Here is a 24958-nt window from a genome sequence, read left to right as displayed (position 1 = left end):
TGTCTGTAAAACATCTATTTATCGTACTATCTGAAGTATAAATTTAGTTAAATTTAATACTAAAAATAAGCTCATCTGATAAATAAATTTAAAAAAGATATTATAGAAAATATACCGCTTCCCTCTAAAATTATAAATAAAATAGAACTCAAAGCAAGTAGTTTTAAACCAAATTTCTTACTATCTGCGCAAGACAGAGCAGTTTTATTCTCGCTAAAGTATATGCTGATGATAATCTTTAGGTAATAATATACAGAAAATATAGTATTAATTATACCAAAAATAGCCAAATAAGTCTTACCGCTTTCTACGGCGCTAGAAAATATAAACAATTTACCCAAAAATCCGACACTATAAGGGAAACCGATAAAAGACAAACAAATTACAGTAAGAGCAAAAGCTTCGGTAGGACGTACTTTATAAAGTCCGTTTAAATCAGATATTTTTATCTCTCTGTCTCCAAAAAGTCCGTTTAAAATAGCAAATGAAAAACCAACTACTATAGTATATGTAGATAGATAAAAAATAGCTGGATATATGGAAACAGAAGCACCAACAGAGGATAAATTTATAAAAATATACCCTGAATGCACTATTCCAGCGGCAATTAGTATCTTTTTAACGTTTGTCTCTTTAAGAGATAGCAAATTCCCAGCAAACATACTTAAAATTGCTAAAATAGCAAAGATGCCTTGTAAAATTTCTATATTATTACCCGGATATAAAAAGCAAAGCTTGATCAAAATGGCAAAACTAGCAAGTTTAAAAGCAGACGCTAAAAAACCTGCTATATTTAAATTTGAGCCATAATACACATCTATGCTCCATCTATAAAATCCAAAAATCGCTATCTTGAAAAACATCATAGAAAGCACCAAAATCATCCCTATAATACTTAAAAAATCGCTATTCAATCCAGTTGCTATAAAAGAGTATTTTGTAGATCCAGCCACTCCAAATACAAAAGCCGCCCCAAGCAGATAAAATGCACTCATAAATGATGATAATAAAAAGTACTTAAACGCAGCTTCAACGCTTTTGTATTCAATGCTATTCATGGCTATCATAGCATAAATGCTTATAGACGCTACTTCTAAAAATATAAGAGTAAGTATCAGTTCCACGCTAAGACTCATAGCCAACAAGCCAAAACTAGCTAAAGATGCGAGTGCAAACATCTCTTGTTTGTAGAATTTTTCGTCATCGCTATAAAAACTAGAAATTAAAAAAATTATCATAAGAGCAGACAAAACTACGCCAAAACAGAATGAAAACTCATCAAGCGATATAAACGGGGTAGCAAAATCCATCAAAAAGTCATTTGAAAAATTAGAACGAACAATAAAAAAAGATATAAAAATTATAACCCAAAATAAGATATTTAAATTTATAGAATATCTTTTTGATATATTAGTGACGCATAAAAATATATTTATAAACGTAGCCGCCAAAGAGAGAATAAAAGGTAATAGCGCTATCATTTTTTGGCTCCTAAATTTGGTTTTATATAACTTTCATAATGCTCATTCATAGTAGGTTCTATCTGCTTTATAAAAGGTTTTGGATAAATTCCCATGATAAATATCATAGCAACAGCTACTAAAAATGCCAAAATTTCACGCTTTCTTAGATCTTTAAATTTAGCCGTAAGCTCATTCGTATTTTGTAAAATAGCTTTTCTATAGACTATAAACATATAAATAGCTCCTATTACTATAGAAGTCGTACCGAAAATACCATAAATTAAATTAGCCTTAAATAGTCCAAATATAATCAAAAGTTCGCCTACAAAACCAACAGTAGCAGGTAATCCAACGCTAGATATCATTGCGATAGCAAAAATAGTAGCAAAAACAGGCGCCTTTATAGCAAGTCCGCCTAACTTGCTTATCTTTCTAGTTCCTAGCTGCTCACTTATCATACCGACTAACAAGAACATAATTCCGCTAGTAATAGCATGCGCCACGACTTGATACATAGATCCGGTCATAGCTTCTACATCTAGGGCAAATACTCCGGCTATTATAAGTCCTAAATGAGACGCCGAAGCATATGCAAGCAAAGTTTTAAAATCTTTCACCTTGATAGCCGCTATACCAAAATATAACATAGAAAATAGCCCAAGAGATATAAACCATGTAGAATAATTTACAAAAGACACCGGAAATAAAGGCAAAACAAAACGCAATATCGCAAAAACAGCTACTTTTGAAGCGATAACAGAAAGCATAAAAGTAGCAGTCGTAAGCGATTTTGTATAAGCATTGCTCATCCAAAGATGAAATGGAAACAAAGGCAGCTTTATAACAAAAGCCAACATAAAGCAGAAAAATAAAACAGTCTGCAAATCCGAGTTTAAACTTACTTTAATCAGATCTTCAAGTCTAAAGCTAAAAAATCCAAATTCATAATAATGAGCAGCTCCGATATATATGATGGCTCCGAGCATAATCATGGAACCAAATATCGCGTAATACATCATATCCATAAGAGCTCCGGCTCTTCCTGAATCCTTTCCGTAAATTCCGACCATAATAAATATAGGTATGAGCATCATCTCCCAGCCGGCATAAAAATATACGAGATCGAGCGATGAAACAACAGACAAAAACCCACTTTGCATAAAAAGCATATTTGCCCAGTAACCTTTTTTTCTGTTTTTTAAAATAAAAAACAGAGGTGGAAATGCAGAAGTAATGATAAGTAAGATATATAAATTTATTCCATCTACACCGACTAAGTAACTAATGCCGTATTTCGGCACTAAAGATATACTATCGACAAACTGCATACCGGCATTCGGATCAAATTTAAAAAATAAAACTAGCCCTAAAACAGCCACTACAATACTAACAACAAAAGCCGTCAACTTACCTGCTTTATCATTAAAAAACAGAGCTATCAAAACTCCAACAATAAACGGTAAAAATATAATCAAACTTAAAATATGTGAAAAACCAGTCATAAACTAACCTTTATATAAAGGATAAAAATGCAGATAAAAGCTAACATATAAAACGCGTAAGAGCCAGCAAGTCCGTTTTGTGTAAATTTAGAATATACAAAACCGCTAAACTTAAACATTCTAGCGGTTCCTAAAACAAATGGATAAAAAATCTTTGCGTCTAAAACTTCTCTTACAAATTTACTTAAACTTGCAAAGCTACGCACAAAAACAAAGTCATAAATTTCATCAACATAGAATTTATTTATAACCAAATTCTCAAAACAACAAGTTTGCTCTTCACAATTTTTGTAATTATAGAACTTTTTGTAGGCTATAAAAATTCCTAAAAATGAAATGAATAAGCTAACAACTCCGGCTATTATCTCTACTGATAAACTAACATGCTCTAAGCTTAAAAACATAGCCATACCTCCTCCTATAAGAGAAAATATAGCGAGTATTACATTTACAAAACTCATAGTAAATGGGAGTTTATGCTGTTTAGGCGCTTCATTTTGAGAATAAAAAACTAGAAAAAATAGCCTAAAAATATAATAAGAGGTAAGTCCTGCTGTAAATAGCAAAACTCCAGATATAAAATAATGACCGCTTAAAAACGCTCCTAATATAAGTGCGTCTTTTGAGAAAAATCCTGCGAAAGGAAACACTCCGCTTATGGCAAGCGACCCAAATAACATAGGATAAAAGAGTACTTTATTTTTATGTAAAGAGCCCATTTTAAATATATTTTGTTCGTGATGCAAGGCTATTATCACAGATCCGGCACCCAAAAACAGAAGCGCTTTAAAAAATCCATGCGTAAAAAGATGATATAAAGCTGCTTGAGAACTAAAACTAAGTCCGGCAAACATATATCCAAGCTGACTCATAGTAGAGTAGGCTAGGATTTTTTTGATATCTGTAGCTTTTACAGCAATTATAGCCGCAAAAAGCGCACTTGCTACACCGATTATCGCAAGTATTTCTAGAACGAAATTTAAGTGTTCATATAAAAATCCAAATCTAACAACCATATAAACACCCGCTGTTACCATAGTGGCTGCATGTATCAAAGCAGAAATAGGAGTCGGGCCGGCCATAGCATCAGGAAGCCACGTGTAAAGCGGTATTTGCGCTGATTTAGCAAGCGCTCCGCATATAAAACAAAACGCTATAAAAATGGCCAAATTTGAAGGTATAAGAGGTGCGCTTTTAGCTAATATTTCATAATTAAAACCATATGGAGAAGTAGCAAGATACAAACTAACAAGACCTATAACAAAGCCAAAATCACCGATTCTGTTTAGTATAAATGCTTTATTTCCGGCTTTTACATTGTCTTTAGAGCTAAAGTAAAACGATATAAGTAGATATGAACAAGCTCCCACTCCTTCCCAGCCGACAAACATCAGAACCGGATTATTTGCAAGTACAAGTATGAGCATACTGCCTAAAAATAAATTCATATAACAAAAAAACTTGCCAAAACCGATATCTTTATCCATATATCCGATAGAATACAGATGTATCAGCATACCTAAAAAAGTTACAAACAGACCCATTAAAAGGCTTAAATGATCAAGATAAAACCCGACATCTATTTTAAATATACCGGCTTCTATCCAACCAAACATATTTAAATTAATCGGTTCTATTTGCGAATTTAAAAACAAAATCGTCATACAAACAAAGCTAGTAATAGGAGCTGCCATACCTAAAAATGCAAAACCAAGCTGCGATATCTTAAGAGTATTTCTAGCTAAATAAGTCAAACCTAGTAAAATACTGCCTATAATAGGCGCTAAAACTACAATGCTAACTAACATCTCTATCCTTTAACTCATCAAAAATATCTATGTTTAAACTCTGCTTTTTCTTGTATAAAAGCACTATAAGAGCCAAACCGAAACTAGCTTCAGCTGCAGCTATAGCGATTATTAGCATAACTATTACTTGTCCGTCTAAATTTAGACTTTGTCTAGCAAAGGTAGCAAATATCAGCGCCGTAGCGTTCAACATAAGCTCTACTGACATAAATATAGTAAAGATATTTTTTCTAAGAATAACTCCTAAAACGCCGATAAAAAATAGGATCAAAGCCACTAATATATAAAAATCAAGCATTGTTTTTGCCTTTTAAAATAGCCACCACACCGATTAATGCGGCTGTCAAAAGCAAAGATATCGCCTCAAAGCTCAAACCCCAATTTGTAAATAGATAAAATCCAAGCGGTTTTATTTCTCCAAAATCAAGCGGTGCAATTCCAAAATCACTTGGTAATTTCCAAATCTCATCTAGCAAAATCGCAAATATAACAGTAGGAGGAATAATAATAAAAAAAGATTTTGGTTTAAGCTTTACGAACAAAGTGTCGCTTTTGATATTAAAAAACATCATTACAAAAACACTTAGCACCATGATAGCTCCGGCATATACTACAATTTGAATTAAAAATAGAGTCTTAGCAAACAGTAAAAGATATAAACCGGCTATAGAAACTAAAGTAACTATAAGGCTCAAAGCCCCATGAATAGGAGCTTTAAATAAAATAAGACCTAAGCTTCCTAAAATGGCGAATAAAGAGAAATTTATAAATAAAAAAAGTTCCATCAAAAGCTCCCCTCTTCTCTTTGTGATAAAGTTTTTATATCGGCTAAAAACGATTCTCTGGTGTTGCCTACTTTAGTAAAGATACCAGTATCCATCCTGATAGCGTCTTTTGGACACGCCTCTACGCAAAGTCCGCAAAACACACATTCAAGCAGATCTATAGTAAATTTAGAAGGCGCTTTTTCTTTGCTACCTTCTATCTCAGTAGCAGTGATAAAAATGCAATTTGCCGGGCATGCGGTAGCACACATATCACACGCCACACATTTTAGATCGCCTTTTTCGTTTTTAGTAAGCCTGTGAAGACCTCTGTAGCGATTTGTTATATCAGTTGGTTTTTGTTCTGGATACTCTAAAAAATCGATATTTGAGCTATCTTTTAAATTCCTAAAAAAATGCCTAAATGTTCTAGCCATACCCGCAAATATAAAAGGTAGATAAATTCTTTGTAAAAACGGTATTTTTTTTCTGCGTATAGTTTTTGTTTTAATTGCCATATACCACCACCATTGCTGTTATTATGATATTAAATATCGCTAAAGGCATGAGCTTTTCCCAGCCGAGTCTTTGAATTTGATCATATCTAAATCTTGGCACAGTCCAGCGTACCCAGATAAACACAAAAAGCATAACAAATGTTTTTAAAGCAAATATAGTTAGATAAAGTATAGTTACTAAAATTTCCTGACCAAGGCTTTGCAAGCCTGTAAAATATAGGTAAAAACAGATAACATCTGTGATAGCGACTACTATAAACGTACAAATTTTGTAAAATTTATTCTCTTTTTTTCTAAAGTCGTTTGTGACTTTATATCTTGTAACATTATTTTTATTTATCCATAACACAAAGATAAAACCTAAAATAGTGATAATAAATACTATGCTTAAAAGTACTATTTTATAGTTGTTTACAAGATCTGCGGTGCTAAGATAAGGAAGCGAATATCCGCCAAAAAATATAGTAATTATAAGAGCACTCATAGCCGTCATTGCTATATATTCAGCCATAAAAAACATTGCAAAACTCATTGCACTATACTCTAAGTGATAACCAGCAACTATCTCGCTTTCTCCTTCTGCAAGATCAAACGGAGCTCTGTTTGTCTCTGCAAATGCACATATTATAAATATAATAGCAGCCAAAGGCTGGATAAATATCCCCCATGATGGCAAACCTAAAAACGAGCCTTGTTGTTGCAAAACAAAATCATTTAAATTTATAGAGTCGTAAGTCAAAATCATACTAACAACAGCAAGTCCAAGCGGAATCTCATAGCTAATAGCTCCAGAAGCTGCTCTAAGCGAACCTAAAAGTGAATATTTATTATTTGAAGCGTACCCGGCAAGCATAATACCATAAATACTAAGCGACGCTACTCCAAGATACCATAACATTCCGCCATCAAAAGGAATTCCTTGCATAAGATGTTTAACGCCATCGATAGTAAAATAATCTGAAAATGGAATAACTGCTATAGTAAGCGTACTCATAAGAAATAGTATCATAGGCGCTATAGTAAATAAAAACTTAGAACGAATACTAGATGGAGTAAAATCCTCTTTTACAGCGAGCTTAAGAGCGTCGGCTAGAGCTTGTATAATACCGCCCAACCTAATACCTGCGATATTTGCCCTATTTGGTCCGGGACGATCTTGGATAAAGGCTGAAATTTTACGCTCGAGTAAGACCAAAATCGGTATGAGCAAAAGTATAAACGAAAGTATGAAAACAATCCTAAAAATGGTCAAAACAAGCTCATTCATTCAAACGCCTTTAAAATATCTTTATCAAATTTATAACTATTTCGAGATAATGTTTGTATAATCTGTTCTATACTAGGCGATAAATTTAAAAATGCCGCCTTACTAAATCTTAATTTATTATCAACATTAACACTGTGCCCGTCTCTATGATACGCACTAGCGCAAACTATATCAGCACTATTGCAAGATCCTATGAAAGTTATGTTTTTATCTTTTAAATTTAAAAAATCCAACTCGCCGCCTAAATGAAAAACGATAACTCTATCTCTAATATCAGATATATCTTTTGATATATAAGATTTATTATAAAAATAATCCAAACCTTGTTTATTTGCTGTTTTATTTGGATAGCGAAGCATCAAACCCTCACTATCGCAAAAACTCTCATCTCTAAAATTATCCCAACCATAGATCCTAGCGTTATACTCTTTAGCAAAATTTATAACACAAAACATCTCTTCAAGAGATAAAGACGAGGTGATCAAAATATCAAATTTGCCGCTGGTCTTGTCTAAATCATTTTTTAAATTTAAAATAAGCTCATTACTATTTTCTTGGACTATAATCTGCTCATTTTTATAACTATAACGACCAAAATCGCAGATAAAATGACCGTTTACTGAGTTATCGACTCGCGGTCTAAAGCGATAAATTTTATTATATTCATACTTATCTTGACTGCTATCTACCCAAATGGCACAGCCTCTCTCACAACCTTGACATATAGAAGGAGAACTCTTTAGGTGCCAAACTCTTTTTTTAAAACGGAAATCAGCTGAAGTCATAGCACCCACAGGACAAACATCTACGATATTTCCGGCATATGGATTGTTTATTTTTTCATCGTTAAATAAAATTATTTCGCTATGCTCACCTCTATTTCCTACTCCAAGCTCGTAAGTCTTTGTGCAAATTTCTGTAAATCTCACACAACGTCTACAAAGTACGCAGCGTTCGGCGTCATGGATGACATTTGATCCAAAATCCTCTTTTTTAGGTTTTCGCACCTTTTGGGCAAGACTAACTCTTGAATCGCCTTTATCATAGCACATATAATACTCTTGAAGCGAACATTCGCCGGCTTGATCACACACTGGGCAGTCTATTGGATGATTTATAAACTCAAGCTCTAAAATGCCTTTTTGAACTTTTCTAGTAAGCTCGCTGTTTATTTTTATCTCCATTCCTTCGCTAATAGGAGTATTGCAAGCTATTTGAGGGCGTTTTTGACCTACTACTTCTATGAGGCACATCCTACAATTTCCACTCACGCCAAGCGCTTCATGATAACAAAAATGCGGAATTTCAATATTATGCTTCTTTAGCTCGGTGATTAAGTTACCGTTTTTATCTACACTAAATGTCTCTCCATCGACAACTATATTAACCATCACTTAGTTTCCTTACATAGCGCTACAAATTCGTTTTCGAATTTAGTGATAAATCCCATAATTACATCCTTTACAGCCGGAGCAAAGACGCAAATAGTCTTTCCATCAAGCATATATGATATATCTTTTAGCGTATCTAAGTCTCTTAAAGAGCCTTCGCCTTCTACTATCTTTTTTACAACTCTCAAAGCCCAACCACAGCCTTCACGACAAGGCGTGCATTGTCCACAGCTCTCTTCTGTATAAAACTCAAGCAAATTTAAAAGCACTTCTGGCATACTAATAGTATCATCAAACACCATCATTCCACCGGTGCCCAATGCGCTTTTAAATTCCTTTAAACTTTCATAATCAAGAGTAGCTTTTAGCACTTCGTCTTTTGTCAAAACTGCGGCACTTGAGCCTCCGGGGATAACTGCTTTTAACTCTCTATTTTTCCATACTCCACCGCCAAAATCATTTATAAAATCTATCATTTTCGTGCCAAAAGGCATCTCTTTTACGCAAGGAGTATTAACACATCCAGATACTGCAAATAAAAGAGTTCCGGGGCTTTTTTCAGTACCGACAGATCTATATGCTTCCCAGCCGTTTTTCACTATAAAAGGAATGCTAGCTATAGTTTCTACATTATTTACCACACATGCGCAACCAAACAAAAAGTCCGGCTCGGCTTTATTATGCGGTTTTAATCTTGGGTGACCTCTTTTACCTTCTATAGACTCTAATAAAGCTGTTTTTTCACCACAAATATAAGCTCCGGCTCCTTTATAAACTATTATTTCTAAGTCTCCAAGCTCGTTAGCGGCCTCTTTTATCGCATTTGTAAGAGTTATAAACTCTCTTTCGTATTCACCTCGTATATAAACATAAGCTCTCTTAGCTCCTAGTGCGTAAGATGATATGATAACTCCTTCTATAAGCAAATGCGGATCTAAATTTAAAATATACTTGTCTTTGCAAGTTCCAGGCTCGCTCTCATCGCCATTTACTACCAAATAACGCTTATCGCTTTCCCAAGCAAGCATATTTTTCCACTTAGTTCCACATGAGCCGCCGCCGCCGCCTTTGCCTCTTAATCCACTTTTATCTACTGCTTCTACTATTGAATTTCTATCCATTTTCAAGATATTTTCTAAATTTAAATAAGCTCCATTAGCTTTTGCAACATCTATTTTATAGCCGTTTTTGATAGAAAATCTAGAACTAACTACTTGCATTTTCTTTCCTTATTTTTTCTATCAAATTTGTTATGGAATTTTCGTCTAAAGAGTCGATTTGTTCAAGGTTGCAAAGCATACAAGGCGCTTTTTCACAGTATCCAAGGCATTCGGTTTCGCCAAGGCTAAAAAGTCCGTCGCTAGAAGTTTCACCCATTTTTATACCAAGAATATCTTGTGTAAATTTGATAAGTTCGTCACTGCCTCTTAGCTTACATGTTATAGTTTTGCAAAACTTGAGTTCAAATTTTCCTTTCGATTTTTGATTAAACATAGAATAAAAACCGATCGCTTCAGCGTAGAACATACTTCTTATACCAAGTGTTTTTTCTAGATATAAAACATCCTTAGCGTCTATAAATCCTTGCGCTCTTTGCACCATCCAAAGAGACGGAAGAACAAGCGCTCTATCATCATCTACTTTTTTCTTAAGCTCGTTTAGAGCCGATAATTGCTCATGAGTAAATTCGAATTTCATCTATCTAGCTCCCCTGCTATGATGTTTAGACTTCCCAAGTTTAATATGCTATCTGCTATAAGAGATCCTTGTACCATACTAGAAAATGCATTTAACGCATAAAAACACGGTGGTCTAAGTTTTACTCGGTAAGGATTAGGCTCTGAATTACTAAATATAAAAAATCCAAGCTCACCGTTAGCTCCTTCACTAGCACTATAAAAATGTCCGTTTGGAAGTTTAATTCCATCAAAAATTAGTTTAAAATGGTTGATGAGTGATTCGATATTTGAATATACTTGATCTTTTGATGGTAAAAATACATCTTTATCATCTACGCTTATTTTGCCTTCTGGTATTAATTTTATAGCTTGCCTTATGATAGATATAGACTCTCTCATCTCAAAAAATCTCACAAACATTCTATCGTATATATCGCCTTCGCTTCCTACTGGAACGCTAAAATCAAAACTATCATAGTAATAATACGGCTTATCTTTTCTAAGATCAAAGCTCACACCACTAGCCCTTAAATTTGGACCGCTAAAACCATAACTCAATGCGTCATTAGCGTTTATTTTGCATATATTTTGTACTCTATCTAAAAATATACGATTTTTTTCTATTAAAACCATAGTATCATCAACGCCTTTTTCTACATCTTTTAAATGCGCCAAAAGCTCTTCTTTCCAGCCATCGTAAAAATCATTTGCCATGCCGCCGATCCTCGCAAATGAATTTGTAAATCTAGCGCCTGTCAGTTTAGATAAAAAGTTATAAATCCTCTCTCTAGGATTATAAAGATACCAGTAGTTTGTAAGCCCTCCCATATCGACAAACATAGCGCCAAGACAGACTTCATGATCTATTATCCTAGCAAGTTCGCCCAAAATAACTCTCATAAAAATTCCTCTATCTGGTAAATTTAAACCAAGAGCTTCTTCAACTGCTTTTGCATATCCTACGTTATTTAACATAGCAGAACAGTAATTTAACCTATCTGTATATGGAATGATCTGAGCATAGCTATGGTTTTCACAGGCTTTTTCAAAGCCTCTATGCAGATATCCTATCTCAGTTACGCAAGATATGATTTTCTCTCCGTCTAATGCAACGAAATTTCTTATTGTACCGTGAGTGGCTGGATGAGACGGTCCAATATTCAAAAATGTATATTTTGTCTTAAACTCATCATTTTCTTCACTAGCCAAACCGGCTCTTTGCATCTCATTTTTCATCTCGCCGACTAAATCATCGCTTTCATAAAGAACTTGATACTTTGTTATAGGGTAGTCTTTTCTAAGAGGATAGCCTTGAAAATCTTTATGGTTGAGTATTCTTTTCAAATTTGGATGGTTTTCAAATTTAACTCCAAACTGATCAAAGCACTCTCGCTCGCCCCAGTTGGCACTCTTATAAATACTTTCAACGCTTTTCACGCTCTGATTTATATCTATATCTATATAAATACATAAATTTTCCGAGCTTATTTTTCTGAAAATATAATAAAGACTAAAACGCTTTTCCTTATCAATATATAAATTATCCACGCAAACTATATCAGCTAATATTTCAAATCCGATATTATCTCTAACAAACAAAACAGCCTCATAGATATCATTTGGATTTATTTGCACACTTAAAAGACCGTTTGTAGTAGAGTGCTTCAAAACATTGAATTTAGAAGAAAATTTCTCAAGCATCTAATAATCCTTTATAGTCTTTATGCCTGTCTTTTATAGACTCGTTAGAAATTTTATCTTGTATCGCCAAAATCGCATCGATAATAGCTTCTGGACGCGGGGGACAACCACTTATATAAACATCGACAGGAATTATCTGGTCTATACCTTGCAATGTCGTATAATTATCGTAAAAACCACCACTACAAGCGCAAGCACCCATACTAACGACCCATTTTGGTTCGCACATCTGATCATAAATCTCTTTTAGAATAGGAGCTTGTTTAAAAGATATGGTTCCAGCTACTATCATAAGATCTGCTTGTCTAGGCGAAAATCTCATAACCTCTGCTCCAAACCTTGAAAGATCGTGCTTTGAAGATACAGCGCTCATAAATTCTATCGCACAACAGGCCGTTCCAAATATCATAGGCCAAAGAGAGTTTTTTCTACCCCAATTAAACAGCGCATCAAGCCTTGTTAAAACAACATCGTTTTGAACTAAATTTTCTATTCCCATTTTAAAATCTTCTTTTTATATATATAAAATAACCCGACTAGCAAAATTGCCATAAAAACAAACATCACTAAAAGCCCATATCTCCCAAGATCACGCAAACTAACCGCCCATGGATACATAAATACAGCTTCTATATCAAAAATTACAAACACTATAGCAACTAAGTAATATTTAACATTTATACTAGAATTAATACCACCGTAGAAATTTACTATACCGCTCTCATAACTTTTATTTTTGGACGAATTTTGCACACTAGGACCTATCTTTTTTGTCAGAAAAAACATTCCTATAAGCAAACAGACTATAAAAATATATAGGTAAAAACTCAAAACAAGGTTGCTGCTCATGACTATCCTCAAATCAAAACTGCAACAAAACAGAACTCAAGCAGTTTTAGATATAATTAAATATTTACTGTGAAATATTACCAATTTTTCACATAACATTAGATTTCGTAAATAAATTAGTTTGTATATTTAAAATTATAAGTGATAATTAATTAAATTTCAATATATTGAAGTATAAAATAATAGATAATAGGTATAATATAGTATTAATTTATCTATGTTTGATAGATTTTATTGAAATTATCTTAAAATAAAATATTACAATAATAATATAAACTATATAATTTAATATGCAAATATTTGGAGTAAAAATAGTATTTAAATTTAAATAATTTAATATACAACCATCAAATTATTCAAATTTAAAAAGCGAATCAATAAAATCCTAATTTTTAAGGATTTAAAATAGCATAACCATCAAGTTGTCTATCTACAACTTCCCTAGGAGCTGCTTTTACTGTATTTACGCCTTTGATCAAGCTATCTTGGCTTACATTAGCTCTTTTCATTGCACCTCTACAAGCTACAACTCTAACATTTGGGAGATCTACGAGCTTTGCAATATCATTTTTTATTTTGTTTGATTTCTCATCATTTTGTGCAAAAATTTCCACCGAACTTCCACCCATAACTAGCTCAATATCCCCTTTTTCGCTACTACTTAAACTTTTCTGAATTCCATTGGCTTGGAGTATTGCGCTTTGAAAATTATCTTTTTTTGTTAAAAAGATCACAACATTTATATCTTTTTTCAAATTTCCATCATATGCAAATATGCTAGATGAAGCAATAAAAATCGCCATAAATATACCAGCAAGCTTCATTCCAAGCTCCTTTTTGTAATAAAATGCATAATTATAAGCTAGTAATCCAAAAATTAAACTTAAAAATCATACCAATAATATAAAATTACATAAATTTGTATTAAATAATTTTAAAATATCAACCCGACAACAATTAGCCAAATTCATAAATATTTATATTGATTAAACTAATATCTGTTATTTGTCAATCATAAAACATTAGAAATAAGCTTTTAATTGATAAAACTTTTAATGAGAATAGATAGTTTGATTAATAATAAGTAGTTGATTGATTTAAATAATAAGAATTAAGCATAAACACAAAGCCCGCAGCGACCTACTTTTCCACATCCCAGTAAGAGAGAGTATCATCGGCCATGAAAAGCTTAGCTTCTTGGTTCGAGATGGAGCAAGGCGTTTCCTATTCACGTATAGCCACGGGCAGTGTTAAATAAAAGAATAAAAAATAGTTTAGCTATTCTCTTATTTAACACTGTTTGTTAAATAATCGTTAAAAGTCTTTTCGGTTTTAACTAGAGTAAAACTATTTTCTTTGCAAGGATCGTTTTAAGTTCTAAGATTAATTGAACTTTTTGCTAACTGTTTTTTTCGCTAGGCAAGGCAGATAAGTAAAAACAAAGGAGCGAACATAAAGTTCGTGACCGAAGTTTGAAACGTAATCTAACGTCGCATAGTAGAAAAAAGACAAAGCAAATTTATCCTTAACAAGGAAGTGATGCTTATATAAAGATAAGCAAACGAGCTATTAGTACTGGTCAGCTAAAGGACTTTCATCCATTACACACCCAGCCTATCAAACTAGTAGTCTACTAGAGCTCTTAAAAGAAGATTCATCTTGGAGTTGGCTTCGAGCTTAGATGCTTTCAGCTCTTATCTCATCCTAGCTTAGCTACCCAGCGATGCTCTTGGCAGAACAACTGGTACACCAGTGGCTAGTTCGACCCGGTCCTCTCGTACTAGGGTCAACTCTCCTCAATCTTCTTACGCCCACGGCAGATAGGGACCGAACTGTCTCACGACGTTCTGAACCCAGCTCGCGTACCGCTTTAAATGGCGAACAGCCATACCCTTGGGACCTGCTCCAGCCCCAGGATGCGATGAGCCGACATCGAGGTGCCAAACCTCCCCGTCGATGTGAGCTCTTGGGGGAGATCAGCCTGTTATCCCCGGGGTACCTTTTATCCTTTGAGCGATGGCCCTTCCACACAGAACCACCGGATCACTAAGACCGACTTTCGTCTCTGCTTGACGTGTATGTCTTGCAGTTAAGCTGGCTTATGCCTTTATACTCTACGAACGATTTCCAACCGTTCTGAGCCAACCTTTGTAAGCCTCCGTTACATTTTGGGAGGCGACCGCCCCAGTCAAACTACCCACCAGACATTGTCCTACCTAAGGATAACTTAGGCTAGTTAGCTACTCGAATAAAGAAGAGTGGTATCTCAACAATGGCTCACCATAAACCAGGGTCTATGGATCAAAGCCTCCCACCTATCCTGCGCATCTTTATCCAAATAGCAGTGTCAAGCTGTAGTAAAGGTCCACGGGGTCTTTCCGTCTTGCCGCGGGTAGGAGGAATTTTCACCTCCACTACAATTTCACTGGATCCCTCTTTGAGACAGCTCCCATCTCGTTACGCCATTCATGCAGGTCGGTATTTAACCGACAAGGAATTTCGCTACCTTAGGACCGTTATAGTTACGGCCGCCGTTTACTCGGGCTTCGATCAAATGCTTCGCATAGCTAACATCATCAATTAACCTTCGAGCACCGGGCAGGCGTCACACCCTATACATCCACTTACGTGTTAGCAGAGTGCTGTGTTTATGGTAAACAGTCGGGAGGGACTCTTTGTTGTAACCTTCTTTGCTTTGGGAGTGAATCTTAATACAAAGTTAGGCACACCTTATACCGAAGATACGGTGCTATTTTGCAGAGTTCCTTAAAGAGAGTTCTTCCACGCGCCTTAGAATACTCATCCCACCCACCTGTGTCGGTTTACGGTACGGGCAATTATTACTAAACTTAGAAACTTTTCTTGGCTCGATAGTATCATGGATTCTCAATCTACTCCGAAGAGCGTCATGAGCCTTTTAGGTCTCGGATAAAGAGTTACGGATTTGCCTATAACTCAACCTACACCCTTAGACTAGCACTTCCATCCGCTAGCTCCACTAACTTTAAGCGTCCTTCCATCGCACATAATAATTGGTATTGGAATATTAACCAATTTTCCATCGCATACCCCTTTCGGACTTTGCTTAGGACCCGACTAACCCTACGATGACGAGCATCGCGTAGGAAACCTTGGGTTTTCGGCGTTGATGATTCTCACATCAATTATCGCTACTCATGCCTGCATGCTCACTTCTATCCGCTCCAGCACTCCTTACCGGTATACCTTCAACGCTGAATAGAACGCTCTCCTACCACTTGCACTTAATTCTAATTACTTCTAATTATTTTAGCTAAACTATTTTCTCATAATTTAATTTATATGAGTGCAATTAAATTATGAGAAATATAACTTAAAAGCTCATAGCCAAATTTATAATTAGAATTAAGTGCAAGTCTAAAGCTTCGGTACTCATTTTAGCCCCGTTATATTTTCCGCGCAGAATCACTAGACCAGTGAGCTATTACGCTTTCTTTAAAGGATGGCTGCTTCTAAGCCAACCTCCTGGTTGTTTCAGTAACTCCACATCGTTTTCCACTTAAATGAGATTTAGGGACCTTAGCTGTTAGTCTGGGTTGTTCCCCTCTTGACGACGGATTTTATCACTCGCCGCCTGACTGCTGTGATTACGTTATAAGTATTCGGAGTTTGATAGGGTTTGGTACATTGGTATATGCCCTAGCCCATTCAGTGCTCTACCCCTTATAATTACGACACAACGCTATACCTAAATATATTTCGGAGAGAACCAGCTATCACGATGTTTGATTGGCCTTTCACCCCTATCCACAAGTCATCAGGAGCCTTTTCAACGGCCGTCTGTTCGGTCCTCCGCTGGCTCTTACACCAGTTTCAACCTGCTCATGGATAGATCACATCGTTTCGGGTCTGCAGCATCTGACTATACGCCCTATTAAGACTCGCTTTCGCTACGGCTCCGGGTTTCCTTAACCTCGCCAGACACCACAACTCGCAGGCTCATTATGCAAAAGGCAGTCCATCACACGTCATAAAGAATCGTGCTCTGAATGATTGTAAGCAAATGGTTTCAGGTTCTATTTCACTCTGATCACCTCAGTTCTTTTCACCTTTCCCTCACGGTACTTGTGCACTATCGGTCTAGTAGTAGTATTTAGGGTTGGAGAGTGGTCTCCCCAGCTTCAGACAGGATTTCACGTGTCCCGCCCTACTCAGGATACTGCTAAGTATAAACGCACTTTCATATACGGGACTATCACCCTCTATGGTCAACCTTTCCAGGTTATTCTATTAGTTTGTTTAAGTCTATGTTGCAGTCCTACAACCCCGTTAGTAAACTAACGGTTTGCCCTCTTACGCGTTCGCTCGCCGCTACTAGCGTAATCTCTTTTGATTTCTTTTCCTGTTGGTACTAAGATGTTTCAATTCCCAACGTTAGCTCCGCATTGCGGTAGTATATATCACTATATACTGGGTTGCCCCATTCAGAAATTCCCGGATCAAAGCCCCTTGACGGCTCCCCGAGACTTATCGCAGCCTGGCACGTCTTTCATCGCCTCTACTAGCCAAGGCATCCACCATTTGCTCTTAGTAGCTTACCTTTTTTAGTCTTCTCGCAAGAGCAAAGCTCTTGTTCCGATGGGAAGTGCAAGCACTCCCCCAACCGCCTAAAATACAACACAATAAAATATTGTGTTCATTTGCCTTAAAGACAAACTTAAATACTAAATTTGGTATTTCGGAATTGAGAAGTTTTTATATTTTTGTTTAGATTATTATTCTAATTTGCATCACTTCCTTGTTAAAGATAAAACAGATATATAAGATAATAAATTATTAAATTTAAAAGCTTAAATATTATGTTTGTTTTACAATATTTAAATATAGATTTATAAGACGGAAAGCATTAACTACTATTAAGTAAGTTTTAAAAGCTCAATAGCTTGTGATGTTAAATTTAATAATTAATCTATTGTAGTTATTGGGATAACAGATTTGGTGATTAATTACTTGCTAAAATTAGTCTATATTTAAAGCTTCAACAAGTCCTGTAAAATTGTTTTATTTTATTAAAACTTGATTGTGACTTTTAACAATGATATTTTAAATAACGTTTAGACTAAAGTCTAATGAGAAAGTTTAAATATAAAAATCAAGCTTTCTAATTAAACTTTTATAATATTAAACTATGGTGGAGAATAGCGGGATCGAACCGCTGACCTCCTGCGTGCAAAGCAGGCGCTCTCCCAGCTGAGCTAATTCCCCATGTCAATCCCTCAAACCTAAACAAGTGTGATTGAGCTATCGTATCTTTCTTTTACTAGTAGCTGTGAGACTTACTAGTATTGTACTCTAGAAAGGAGGTGATCCAACCGCAGGTTCTCCTACGGTTACCTTGTTACGACTTCACCCCAGTCGCTGATTCCACTGTGGGCGGTAGCTAGTTTAGCATTCCGACTTCGAGTGAAATCAACTCCCATGGTGTGACGGGCGGTGAGTACAAGACCCGGGAACGTATTCACCGTAGCATGGCTGATCTACGATTACTAGCGATTCCGGCTTCATGGAGTCGAGTTGCAGACTCCAATCCGAACTGGGACATATTTTATAGATTTGCTCCATCTCGCGATATTGCATCTCATTGTATATGCCATTGTAGCACGTGTGTCGCCCTGGGCATAAGGGCCATGATGACTTGACGTCGTCCACACCTTCCTCCTCCTTGCGAAGGCAGTCTATTTAGAGTGCTCAGCCGAACTGTTAGCAACTAAATACGTGGGTTGCGCTCGTTGCGGGACTTAACCCAACATCTCACGACACGAGCTGACGACAGCCGTGCAGCACCTGTCTCAACTTTCTAGCAAGCTAGCACTCTCTTATCTCTAAGAGATTAGTTGGATATCAAGCCCAGGTAAGGTTCTTCGCGTATCTTCGAATTAAACCACATGCTCCACCGCTTGTGCGGGTCCCCGTCTATTCCTTTGAGTTTTAATCTTGCGACCGTACTCCCCAGGCGGTATACTTAATCCGTTAGGTGCATTACTGCCGTGACTAGCACAGCAACAACTAGTATACATCGTTTAGAGCGTGGACTACCAGGGTATCTAATCCTGTTTGCTCCCCACGCTTTCACGCATTAGCGTCAGTTGAGTTCCAGCAGATCGCCTTCGCAATGGGTATTCCTGGTGATCTCTACGGATTTTACCCCTACACCACCAATTCCATCTGCCTCTCCCTCACTCTAGATTATCAGTTTCTCAAGCAGTTTAACAGTTAAGCTGTTAGATTTCACAAAAGACTTGATAATCCGCCTACGCGTCCTTTACGCCCAGTGATTCCGAGTAACGCTTGCACCCTCCGTATTACCGCGGCTGCTGGCACGGAGTTAGCCGGTGCTTATTCGTTAGGTACCGTCATGGTTCTTCCCTAACAAAAGGAGTTTACGCTCCGAAAAGTGTCATCCTCCACGCGGCGTTGCTGCTTCAGGGTTTCCCCCATTGAGCAATATTCCCTACTGCTGCCTCCCGTAGGAGTCTGGACCGTGTCTCAGTTCCAGTGTGACTGATCATCCTCTCAGACCAGTTATGCGTCAAAGCCTTGGTAAGCCATTACCTTACCAACTAGCTGATACAATATAGTCTCATCCTACACCGAAAAACTTTCCCGACTTAACTTATGTTAAGAAGGAGTATGGAGTATTAGCAGTCATTTCTAACTGTTGTCCTCCAGTGTAGGGCAGATTAACTATACATTACTCACCCGTGCGCCACTAAGTATTAAAAGAGCAAGCTCTCTTAATACTCCGTTCGACTTGCATGTATTAGGCACGCCGCCAGCGTTCACTCTGAGCCAGGATCAAACTCTCCATAAAAAAATCTTCTCTAGCAGTTTAGCAAGCTAAACTTAAGAAGTAATACTAAAGACAAAGATTGCAAAAGCAATCTAAATTTAATGTTTTAGCTTAGAGCTAAAACAGATCTTTAGATAATTAATGATTATGAAGTTTTTAATCTAAAAAACTTTTTAATGTTTTTATATATTAATAAGTATAAAGATAATATAATTACTCTATACTAATATAGAACTAACTTTAAAATTAGTTCTGGCTCAATCGATCACTTGTTTAGATTTCAAAGATTGACTATAAAAATAGTTTAACATTTATAAATTTAAAAAACATCGAAAATAAAAAGGATTTCTAACTAGAAGAGTTAAAAGGTCTTTCCCGTTTCGTGAGTTGGAATTATACAAGAGTAGTGCTTAAAGGAGGCTTAAAATGGTAGATAGATTGCAAAATAATTAGTGCAATTATGATATTTAACTAGATTTATAAATTATATATACATTATTAAGATAAAATAGTATTAAATTTTAGATTATAATAAAAATTTATTTTAAATTCTAATAACGAGGTTTATATGCTCAAAATAACACTGCCCTGTAATGAATTTTTAGATGAATATGTTCTTAACTACGAAATATATAAATTAGCAAACATCAGTTCAAATGCTTATCTATTTTGGAAAAACGGAGTTTGCGCATCATATCAAAATTCAAAAGCGGTATTTTTACACAAAAAATCAATTCCAGTCAAATACCAAATTTATTTAAAAAGCTGCTCAAATTTAAACGGATTTGTTCTTTCTAGTGCATTTTGCTCATTTACCGGACTTTCTAGTTCTCACTTAACAAAATCGAACGGTTCAAATTTATATGATAAATTAGAGATTAGAAATATAGCTAAATTTAAATTTGTAAATTTGAAAAAGCTATATGATGACTTGGGGCTTGATTATAAAACGCATATTTATATAGAAAAGTGTAAGTATTTTTCGCCTACTCCGTTAGAAAAGCGTATCAAACTTACTGATACGCTCTGCCTTGGGTATTATTAAATAAAATTGTTAGAATCTTCGGATTTAAGAGTTGCTTTTACTGTTAATATGCTAGTTCCATCCATTTTCAGAACTTCATAAATACAGTTTTCATCTTCAATCGCATCACCGACCACCGGAAGTCTTTCAAAAAGATTAAATACATATCCGCCTATAGTAAGCTGTTCTGTTTCTTCATCAAAGCTTATCTCCATAATCTCTTCAACGCTTTCTATATCAAATCTACCGTTAAACTCATAACTATGCTCAGAGATTTTTTTATAACTTTGATTTTTATCGTCGTGCTCATCGTTTATGTCGCCTACTATCTCTTCTATGATATCTTCCATAGTAAGAAGTCCTGCGGTTCCACCGTACTCGTCGACGACGAGAGCTGCTGAAATTCTATCTTTATTCATCATTACCAATATCTTTGAGATAGAGCTATTTTCAGGAACAATTATAAATTTACGTACGATTTTATCAAGATTTGTGTTTTGCCCGATTAAATCATTTTGGAGAATATCTCTTATATGTATCATACCTAAAACAACGTCCTTGCTCCCATCTATATATGGAAATCTAGTAAATTTACTATTTTGGATAACTTGCATATTTTCTTCAAAACTCTTTTGCTTATTTAGACATATAACATCTTTTCTAGGAGTCATGATCTCTTTTGCAACCGTATCGCTGAAATCTACCGCATTTTTGATAATTTCACTTTCCATGCTATCTAAAACGCCGCCTTTTAAACTCTCTCCGACTATAATTTTTATCTCCTCTTCAGAGTGAGCAAGCTCACTATCTTTGGCTGGTTTTATACCTATGAGCTTTAAAAACATTCCAGCCATAAAATCAAACATCTTTATAATAGGAAAAAATATAATCCAAAAGAAATATAGCGGTCTAGCTATAATAAGAACTGCTTTTTCTGATTTTGCTATAGCTACAGACTTTGGTACAAGCTCACCTAACACGACATGCAAAAAAGTAATAATGCTAAAAGCTATAATGAATGATATCGTATGAACAGCTACTCCTTCTATACCGAAGTAATTTTTAAGAGGAGATACTATAACATTTGCAACCGCCGGCTCACCTATCCAACCAAGAGCAAGCGAACTAAGGGTAATACCAAGTTGAGTAGCGCTAAGATAAGTATCTAGTGAATTTGACATTTTGTAGGCGAGTTTTGCATTTGGGACTCTGTCTTTTACAAGCTCTTCAAGCCTTGACTTTCTGACTTTAACAATACAAAATTCAGATAAAACGAAAAAGCCGTTTAAAAATATAAAAACAGCGGCAAGTATAATCATAAGAATGGGTTCCGTGTCCAATTAATATCCTTATTTAGAAAAAATTTTTCATATTATATCAAATTTTTTTACAAAAATATATTAAACAATTCATAATTCAAATTTCAAACTTATAAAAAGTAAATATGTGTTATTTTTACGATATGTTTCAAATTTAAACAATTATAAATTTAAATTTAAACTATATACTTAAAATATTTTATAATAAACTATTAAAATATTGCCTAGTATGTAACAAATTTAAACATATTAACTATTTTTTTGATAAATTGAATAAGTATTCTTTATAAAACTTAATTTTTTTGATATAGTAACACCATAGCTTTATAAAAAAATTATAAGGAGACTTAATGACTAATGAAGTAAATTGGCTACATGCCGCTATTAGCGGGCTGCCTATTATTCTATTTTTTACAGCCTTAGTATGGCTGAAGCTAAAAGGTTGGGTGGCCGCAGCAGCTACGGTTACTCTAAGTTTTATCATAGCTATTACACTCAATGATATGTCCGTGATCAAGGCTTTAGCGTCGTTTGCAGGCGGATTTTTAAAAGGCTTATGGCCTATTGCGTGGATTATAATCGCCGCAATATTTTTGTACAAACTTTCTGATAAGAGCGGATACTTTAACGTATTAAAACATAGTGTAATGAGTATAACTCCGGATCACAGAATTCAAGTTATATTGATCGCGTTTTGTTTTGGCTCGTTTTTAGAAGGCGCTATCGGATTTGGCGGACCTGTTGCTATAACTGCGGCTTTGTTGGTTGGACTTGGCCTTCGCCCTTTATACGCTGCTGGTCTTTGTTTGATAGCAAATACCGCTCCAGTTGCATTTGGCGCTGTTGGAATTCCTATTATAGCTATGGCTCAAGCTGTAAATGTCGATCAAAACGTTATCTCCGCAATGGTAGGAAGAATGCTTCCGCCTGTTAGTCTTTTTGTTCCGTTTTTCATCGTATTTTTAATGGATGGATTTAAAGGAGTTAGGGAGACGTTTCCTGCTATATTTGTAGCTACTATCAGTTTTGCGGCGACACAGTTTTATAGTTCAAACCATATAGGACCGGAACTTCCAGATATTATTTCGGCGATAGTATCCATCATAGTTACATCTGCATTTTTAAAAATTTGGAAACCAAAAAATATATTCAGAGTTGACAGAAGCGAATATAAAGATGATGGGCAATTAATACCTTTAAAAGATATTTGGTTAGCATGGGCGCCTTTTATTATACTAGTAGTAGCCGTAATAATCTGGCAGATTCCTAGTTTCAAAGCACTATTTAAAACCGGAGGGATGTTTGAGTTTACCGGTATGACATTTGTCATATATGAAGATATAAAATTTAGACTAGACTTAATACTTACAGCAGGTACGGCTATACTTTTAGCCGGCATAGTGAGCATATTTATACTAAGCGTAAATGCAAAAACAGTCGCTTTAGCAGCCAAAGATACTTTAAAAGAGATGAAAATTCCGGTACTTACGATAGGTCTGGTGGTCGCTTACGCAGTTTTAGCCGAAAAAAGCGGTCAAGCAAGTCTTATGGGAACGGCTCTTGCTCAAACGGGCGACGCGTTTGCATTTTTCTCACCTATTATAGGTTGGTTAGGAGTATTTCTAACAGGCTCGGATACTAGCTCAAATTTACTATTTGGATCACTTCAAGTAGCAGCTGCAAACGCACTTATGAGTGCACCTGATGCGACAATCAAGCAAGGTCTTGATGTACTGTTTTTAGCAGCAAATACGTTTGGGGGCGTAGTAGGTAAAATGATAAGTCCGCAGAGTATCGCTATAGCGTGTGCAGCTGTTGGTTTGGTAGGAAAAGAAAGCGATCTATTTAGATTTACAGTAAAATACTCGATAGGATTCATAATAGCTTGTGGCGCTATAACTTATATAATAGCTCACTGGCTACCATTTATAATCCCGACTGCTTGATCTTAGCTATAAATTTGCAGTATAAAAGCTGCAAATTTAGATAGGTTAATTTACCTAAATTTTAAATTTAAAATAAAACCGATATAAAAACTACTTTTGTGAATTTAGATATAAAGGTTCTACTTTTTTAATGATATTTTTTAAGTCGTTTATTCTAGTAGAATGAGATGGGTGAGTGGAAGTTATCTGTAAAGCAGATGATGAACTTAGTTTTGACATCTTTTCCCAAAGAGTTATCGCAGAGCTTGGATCAAATCCAGCTCTTGCCATCAATTCGGCTCCCATAGCATCTGCTTCAGTCTCATTTGATCTAGAAAATGGAAGAGTTATCGTATATTTTGTAGCTAAATTTGCTAAATTCATACTAGCCTCATCAAGCCCTAAAAGCTTACCTCCGATCGTGATAGCTGCATTTTTAGCTAAATCTATACTAGCATTTTCTCTGCTATGTTCTCTTAAGGCGTGAGAGATCTCGTGACCTATTATAGCAGCTAGTTCATTGTCATTTAAATTTAATTTTTCTATTATTCCGCTATAAACTACTATTTTACCTCCTGGCATACACCACGCATTTACCGTGCTTTCATTTATCACATTTACTTGCCAATCCCAATTACTAGCATCACTTCTAAAAGCACCGACTTGCGATATAAGTCTGCTTGATATATCTCTTACTCGTTTGGTTTCTTTGGTGTTGACATTTAGCTTGTTTTTGTTTTTAGCTGCTATTAAAACTTCATTATAAGCATCTTTAGCACCGACATCCATCTGCTCTTTGCTTACTAAAAATAGCTGAGAATGGCTAGCTTGAGAAACCGTCGGCTTTGTTGAGCTATAAAAACATCCGCCTAAAATCACTAAGCTAAAAGCCAAAATAGCAACAAAATTACTCTTCATT

18 protein-coding genes, 1 tRNA gene and 3 rRNA genes are annotated in these 24958 nt (G+C 35.5%); 2 read left to right on the top strand and 20 right to left on the bottom strand.

What is annotated here, in order from left to right; all coding sequences use genetic code 11:
* Positions 1-71: 71 nt before the first annotated feature.
* The 18 genes from DQN38_RS00855 to DQN38_RS00770 all read right to left on the bottom strand — a co-directional run bounded on the left by DQN38_RS00855 (position 72) and on the right by DQN38_RS00770 (position 19792).
* Complete coding sequence (locus tag DQN38_RS00855; protein WP_038452668.1) at positions 72-1481, bottom strand: NADH-quinone oxidoreductase subunit N; 1410 nt, start codon at positions 1479-1481, stop codon at positions 72-74.
* Positions 1478-2965, bottom strand: coding sequence for a complex I subunit 4 family protein (locus tag DQN38_RS00850; protein ID WP_024305336.1), 1488 nt, complete (start codon positions 2963-2965; stop codon positions 1478-1480). Before DQN38_RS00850 ends, DQN38_RS00855 begins: the two co-directional genes overlap by 4 nt.
* Entirely contained in the window at positions 2962-4773 is a 1812-nt protein-coding gene (gene nuoL, locus DQN38_RS00845; protein ID WP_002848165.1) for an NADH-quinone oxidoreductase subunit L, read from the bottom strand. The genes DQN38_RS00850 and nuoL overlap by 4 nt, the downstream gene beginning before the upstream one ends.
* Positions 4763-5071, bottom strand: coding sequence for an NADH-quinone oxidoreductase subunit NuoK (nuoK, locus tag DQN38_RS00840; protein ID WP_002848164.1), 309 nt, complete (start codon positions 5069-5071; stop codon positions 4763-4765). Before nuoK ends, nuoL begins: the two co-directional genes overlap by 11 nt.
* Positions 5064-5558, bottom strand: coding sequence for an NADH-quinone oxidoreductase subunit J family protein (locus tag DQN38_RS00835; RefSeq protein ID WP_065843760.1), 495 nt, complete (start codon positions 5556-5558; stop codon positions 5064-5066). The genes nuoK and DQN38_RS00835 overlap by 8 nt, the downstream gene beginning before the upstream one ends.
* On the bottom strand, positions 5558-6055 hold the full coding sequence (locus tag DQN38_RS00830) for a NuoI/complex I 23 kDa subunit family protein (protein ID WP_010402338.1): 498 nt from the start codon (positions 6053-6055) through the stop codon (positions 5558-5560). The genes DQN38_RS00835 and DQN38_RS00830 overlap by 1 nt, the downstream gene beginning before the upstream one ends.
* The gene (locus DQN38_RS00825) at positions 6045-7322 is read right to left on the bottom strand and encodes a complex I subunit 1/NuoH family protein (RefSeq protein ID WP_065843759.1); all 1278 of its coding nucleotides are present in this window, start codon (positions 7320-7322) and stop codon (positions 6045-6047) included. The genes DQN38_RS00830 and DQN38_RS00825 overlap by 11 nt, the downstream gene beginning before the upstream one ends.
* Complete coding sequence (locus DQN38_RS00820; protein WP_002848159.1) at positions 7319-8713, bottom strand: NADH-quinone oxidoreductase subunit G; 1395 nt, start codon at positions 8711-8713, stop codon at positions 7319-7321. Before DQN38_RS00820 ends, DQN38_RS00825 begins: the two co-directional genes overlap by 4 nt.
* The gene (nuoF, locus tag DQN38_RS00815) at positions 8713-9933 is read right to left on the bottom strand and encodes an NADH-quinone oxidoreductase subunit NuoF (protein ID WP_065843758.1); all 1221 of its coding nucleotides are present in this window, start codon (positions 9931-9933) and stop codon (positions 8713-8715) included. The genes DQN38_RS00820 and nuoF overlap by 1 nt, the downstream gene beginning before the upstream one ends.
* Positions 9920-10411 carry an NADH-quinone oxidoreductase subunit NuoE family protein gene (locus DQN38_RS00810; protein WP_002848156.1) on the bottom strand — a complete coding sequence of 164 codons (492 nt, stop codon included), beginning with the start codon at positions 10409-10411 and terminating at the stop codon, positions 9920-9922. Before DQN38_RS00810 ends, nuoF begins: the two co-directional genes overlap by 14 nt.
* The gene (locus tag DQN38_RS00805; RefSeq protein ID WP_065843757.1) at positions 10408-12093 is read right to left on the bottom strand and encodes an NADH-quinone oxidoreductase subunit D; all 1686 of its coding nucleotides are present in this window, start codon (positions 12091-12093) and stop codon (positions 10408-10410) included. Before DQN38_RS00805 ends, DQN38_RS00810 begins: the two co-directional genes overlap by 4 nt.
* Complete coding sequence (locus DQN38_RS00800) at positions 12086-12592, bottom strand: NADH-quinone oxidoreductase subunit B (protein WP_038452655.1); 507 nt, start codon at positions 12590-12592, stop codon at positions 12086-12088. The genes DQN38_RS00805 and DQN38_RS00800 overlap by 8 nt, the downstream gene beginning before the upstream one ends.
* On the bottom strand, positions 12583-12942 hold the full coding sequence (locus DQN38_RS00795; RefSeq protein WP_002848151.1) for an NADH-quinone oxidoreductase subunit A: 360 nt from the start codon (positions 12940-12942) through the stop codon (positions 12583-12585). The genes DQN38_RS00800 and DQN38_RS00795 overlap by 10 nt, the downstream gene beginning before the upstream one ends.
* 392 nt (positions 12943-13334) lie before the next feature.
* Positions 13335-13766 (bottom strand): DsrE family protein, encoded by a 432-nt coding sequence (locus DQN38_RS00790; RefSeq protein WP_011731718.1) that lies wholly within the window; start codon positions 13764-13766, stop codon positions 13335-13337.
* Between the two features lie 303 nt (positions 13767-14069).
* Positions 14070-14188 (bottom strand): 5S ribosomal RNA (gene rrf, locus DQN38_RS00785).
* A 303-nt stretch (positions 14189-14491) separates the two neighbouring features.
* Positions 14492-17522, bottom strand: a 23S ribosomal RNA gene (locus DQN38_RS00780).
* A 588-nt stretch (positions 17523-18110) separates the two neighbouring features.
* Positions 18111-18186 (bottom strand) — tRNA-Ala (locus tag DQN38_RS00775).
* Between the two features lie 91 nt (positions 18187-18277).
* Positions 18278-19792: ribosomal RNA gene (locus tag DQN38_RS00770) — 16S ribosomal RNA — on the bottom strand.
* The 16S, 23S and 5S rRNA genes sit together here with 1 tRNA gene alongside, the layout of an rRNA operon.
* 547 nt (positions 19793-20339) lie before the next feature.
* Between DQN38_RS00770 and cheQ the strand changes: the two genes are divergently transcribed.
* Complete coding sequence (gene cheQ / locus DQN38_RS00765) at positions 20340-20816, top strand: cheVAW transcriptional regulator CheQ (RefSeq protein ID WP_002848148.1); 477 nt, start codon at positions 20340-20342, stop codon at positions 20814-20816.
* Here cheQ and DQN38_RS00760 read toward each other — a convergent pair.
* Positions 20813-22114: a hemolysin family protein gene (locus DQN38_RS00760; RefSeq protein WP_065844234.1), complete on the bottom strand. Its 1302-nt coding sequence runs from the start codon at positions 22112-22114 to the stop codon at positions 20813-20815. The genes cheQ and DQN38_RS00760 overlap by 4 nt on opposite strands.
* Positions 22115-22464: 350 nt before the next feature.
* On the opposite strand from DQN38_RS00760, the gene DQN38_RS00755 reads away from it, so the two are divergent.
* Positions 22465-24060: an L-lactate permease gene (locus tag DQN38_RS00755; RefSeq protein ID WP_002848144.1), complete on the top strand. Its 1596-nt coding sequence runs from the start codon at positions 22465-22467 to the stop codon at positions 24058-24060.
* A 90-nt stretch (positions 24061-24150) separates the two neighbouring features.
* Here DQN38_RS00755 and DQN38_RS00750 read toward each other — a convergent pair whose 3' ends face one another.
* Entirely contained in the window at positions 24151-24957 is an 807-nt protein-coding gene (locus DQN38_RS00750) for a M48 family metallopeptidase (protein ID WP_065843896.1), read from the bottom strand.
* Between the last annotated feature and the right edge of the window lies 1 nt (position 24958).

The sequence above is a fragment of the Campylobacter fetus subsp. fetus genome (genome assembly GCF_900475935.1).
In the GTDB taxonomy this organism is placed as follows: domain Bacteria; phylum Campylobacterota; class Campylobacteria; order Campylobacterales; family Campylobacteraceae; genus Campylobacter; species Campylobacter fetus.
This window is presented reverse-complemented; position numbering and strand designations above follow the sequence as displayed.